1 protein-coding gene is annotated in these 659 nt (G+C 40.4%); it reads left to right on the top strand.

Features of this window, described 5'->3' with window-relative positions; translation table 11 throughout:
* Nucleotides 1-72: 72 nt before the first annotated feature.
* A partial coding sequence (locus tag H9X84_RS12775) for an IS256 family transposase (protein ID WP_205142737.1) occupies nt 73-659 on the top strand: 587 nt, incomplete at its 3' end.

The raw sequence follows: 659 nt of genomic DNA, 5'->3' as shown, positions 1-659 counted from the left end.
GGGAGTATCCCAAAGTTTGTGTAAACCTTCAAACTGATGTAAGATAAACTTATCAGTTTGGAGGTTTATTTTATGGCAAGAAAAAAAGATACACCACAAAAAGCTGCCCTTCGGGAAATGATGGGCAATTATCTGAAAGAAAACAATGTAAAGGTCAAGGATGGAACAGATGTCAACTCCATTATGCGGGATATGATGTCCATCATCCTGGAAGGCGCTTTGGATCAGGAAATGGATGAAGAATTGGGATATTCCAAGTATGATTATCGCAACAAAGAAACAGATAATTCCAGAAATGGTCATTCCCAGAAGACCATGCATACCAGCTATGGCGATATGGAGATTGATATCCCCAGGGATCGGAAAGGCGAGTTTGAACCACAGATCGTCAAGAAATATCAGAATACAGTTACTCAGGATATGGAGGAAAAGATCATCTCCATGTATGCCAAAGGAATGACCACGAATGATATTGAAAGCCATATGCGCGAATTATACGATATCGAAATTTCTGACAGTACCATCAGCAGGATCACAGATAAGATACTTCCTATCGTGAAAGAATGGCAGGAAAGACCTTTGGAAGAAATCTATGCGGTTGTTTTTATGGATGCCATCCATTACCATGTACGTAACGAAGGCCGGATTGTAAAACGTGC

Source organism: Anaerotignum lactatifermentans (assembly GCF_016902535.1).
GTDB lineage: Bacteria > Bacillota > Clostridia > Lachnospirales > Anaerotignaceae > Anaerotignum > Anaerotignum lactatifermentans_A.
The sequence above is the reverse complement of the archived record's forward strand: the minus strand, read 5'-3'. Positions and strand labels throughout refer to the sequence as shown.